Origin of the sequence: Pelagibaculum spongiae, from assembly GCF_003097315.1 — a bacterium.
GTDB classification, from domain to species: domain Bacteria; phylum Pseudomonadota; class Gammaproteobacteria; order Enterobacterales; family Pelagibaculaceae; genus Pelagibaculum; species Pelagibaculum spongiae.
On the sequence record NZ_QDDL01000020.1, the window covers coordinates 1 to 1,838 of the forward strand.

Genomic DNA, 1,838 nt, shown 5'->3' on the forward strand with positions numbered 1-1,838 from the left:
CTTGCAGTATTGCAGCAGGACTTGCTTGATATTCCAGTTTTTTGCACGCTCAACATCTACATACAATACCAGATGATAGTGGTTAGACATGACTGCGTAAGCTGCAATATCGACTGCAAAAGCTTGGTTGAGGCGGTCAATTCGATCGACAATCCATTGGCGGCGGTGATCATAATTTTTGCGAAATTTTTTAAGCAGGGTAGGATCTTCTCCGCACAACCACCCACGGCGTACGCATCGATTCACTACGTGGAGAAATGGATTGGCTTTTGGATCATAGAGAATCGCTCTGGGTGCTGGCATGTTGTTAAATGGACTGCTTTTTCAAGCGCCGCTCCTGCAACTTCAACAGTTGTCAGAGATTAAAGCAAAGATACGTAGCTGTGAAATTGAAGTTTTTTTGTTTGTCATAAAGAAAATATTGGGTGGCGCATGCTTTCTCTAAAAAGCTTGCGAACAAGCACGGTTTATTCATACTCGAATAAGTTCTAACAATCGCAGGCACCGGATCGCAAATTTCGCCGCAGGCTCATTGGCTCACCGGTGTTGCTACCACGTTATATGCAGTCATGAATAGAGAAATCGAGCAAAAATACATAGATCAAATTCAATATGAAGAAGATATTGAGAAGATCTGCGAGATTGCAAAAGCATCGGATAATCCGTACTTTCTTCAGCAATATGCGATGAATTACAACTGGAATGATGGCTATGCTTTGCCCACAGTTATAGCAAACAATAAGCATTGTGATTTAGGTACTGCGGTCTCTCTGTTTTGGCTTGCTGAAGGAATGAGCTATTTCTTAAAAGAAGTAGAGCGAAATGAATACAACAATGAGTGGGCTGATTTCTGTGAATTGCTTGTCCGCAAACTAAACAATAACGATTATGCTTGTGGTCCGGTGAGTTTTAAACCAAATATAAATAAGCTCACTCTGTATAAATACAAAAAGGCAGATATTCCTTCTGTCTTGTATCAGGAAGTAAACGGAGCAAGCATATAACAAGATCGTGCAATCTGACCTCCGGCCACTGTCACCTTTTGTGCAAAAAACCGCACAAAAGGCGCCAGTAGCCTCCGGCAGTTGACGACGGCGTTATACGTGGTGAAGAATATGGAAGAATTCAACACAGATAGATTATTGAAAACTTTAGGTGCATTAATTAGTGTTTCTGATGCTGATTTGGTTGATGACCGAAAATGCTTCCCATGCAAAAGTGAACACCACGTTCATTACAAAGAAATACGAAATTGCTTTAAACAGATATTTGATGAGGTTGAGTATCCGTCAACTCGACAATTTCTTAATGAAGTTGAAGGGAAGGCTGAGAAATTCATAGTAATGAAATCAAAACTATATTCAGCCCCTAAGAAAAAGACTGAATATAAAAAAGAAGTTCTGGATATGCTTTGTTCAATGTCTACTATCCAGAAAGCTGAAAATTATGTGAATATACAGCATAAAACCTTGTACAAAAAAGCACTCGATAATATTAGAAAGTGTCATGAGGTATAACAAACGTATGTTGCATCTGAAAAATAACACGCCACCCATGATCCTAATTATATTCCAATCAAAAAATTTAATAACCGGGATAACTAAAAAACCTAGCGTTCGACGCGTTTTCAGCAACTGTTTTCTTCGTCTCGAATGCAATGGTACTAATTGATATCACGACGAAAACCAAAATAACACGCCACCCATGATCTCAATTATATTCCAATCAAAAAATTTAATAACCGGGATAACTAAAAAAACCTAGCGTTCGACGCGATTGCGGCAACCGTTTTCTTCGCCTCGAATGCAATGGTGCTAATTGATATCACGACGAAAACC

General features: G+C 39.4%; 3 protein-coding genes. 2 read left to right on the forward strand and 1 reads right to left on the reverse strand.

Annotated features, from left to right (window positions below; all coding sequences use genetic code 11):
- A partial coding sequence (locus DC094_RS21800) for a transposase (RefSeq protein ID WP_479687478.1) occupies positions 1 to 303 on the reverse strand: 303 nt, incomplete at its 3' end.
- Positions 304 to 569: 266 nt separating this feature from the next.
- Between DC094_RS21800 and DC094_RS21805 the strand changes: the two genes are divergently transcribed.
- Together DC094_RS21805 and DC094_RS21810 are read left to right on the forward strand one after the other, a co-directional pair.
- Complete coding sequence (locus tag DC094_RS21805; RefSeq protein ID WP_116689029.1) at positions 570 to 1,004, forward strand: DUF4274 domain-containing protein; 435 nt, start codon at positions 570 to 572, stop codon at positions 1,002 to 1,004.
- Positions 1,005 to 1,115: 111 nt separating this feature from the next.
- Positions 1,116 to 1,517: a hypothetical protein gene (locus tag DC094_RS21810; protein ID WP_116689030.1), complete on the forward strand. Its 402-nt coding sequence runs from the start codon at positions 1,116 to 1,118 to the stop codon at positions 1,515 to 1,517.
- Positions 1,518 to 1,838 lie beyond the last annotated feature (321 nt).

What these genes read in the sequence shown, in the direction of transcription:
- DC094_RS21805 (WP_116689029.1), top strand. Translation starts at nt 570, where the DNA reads ATGAATAGAGAAATCGAGCAAAAATACATAGATCAAATTCAATATGAA.
- DC094_RS21810 (WP_116689030.1), top strand. Translation starts at nt 1,116, where the DNA reads ATGGAAGAATTCAACACAGATAGATTATTGAAAACTTTAGGTGCATTA.